Source organism: Phocaeicola sp. RTP21198st1_B8_RTP21198_201120, assembly GCF_040929485.1.
GTDB lineage: Bacteria > Bacteroidota > Bacteroidia > Bacteroidales > Bacteroidaceae > Phocaeicola > Phocaeicola dorei.
In genome coordinates, this window is sequence record NZ_JBCOCI010000464.1 from 1 (window position 1) to 442 (window position 442).

General features: G+C 45.9%; 1 protein-coding gene and 1 pseudogene. Both read right to left on the reverse strand.

Annotated features, from left to right (window positions below; genetic code table 11):
* The coding region (locus AB5935_RS27300; RefSeq protein ID WP_368328015.1) for a thiamine-monophosphate kinase at positions 1-308 on the reverse strand (308 nt) is incomplete at its 3' end.
* A 16-nt stretch (positions 309-324) separates the two neighbouring features.
* Positions 325-442 (reverse strand): annotated as a pseudogene (locus tag AB5935_RS27305) (purine-nucleoside phosphorylase); the annotation flags it as partial.

Below are 442 nucleotides of genomic sequence, written 5' to 3' on the forward strand. Positions count from 1 at the left end.
CTGAAACGCTTGGAAAGACCAAGAGATACCGTAATCTGCCGGGGAGTACCGTTCATGGCATAAATATCGGAGAAATTAACTACTGCTGATTTATATCCCAAATGCTTCAAGGGAACATAAGTCAGGTCAAAATGCACACCTTCCATAAGCAGGTCGGTTGTTACCAGTACTTGCTTTTCTGAAGGGTAGGAGAGAACGGCGGCATCGTCGCCCACTCCATATTTGCTGGATTCGTTTTCCAGTTTGATTCCCTCGGTGAGGCGGTCAATCAGACCAAACTCACCGAGAGATGCTATTTCAGTTCTCATAAATCGGGATGATTGTTTAGGCACGGTTGATAAGTTCGCGCATGATCGTGGTCATTTTCGGTTGAGCAGCGTCAGCGGCTTTCTGAACTTCTTCGTGTGTTACTTCTACGATTTTTCCTTCTACTCCTAAGTCG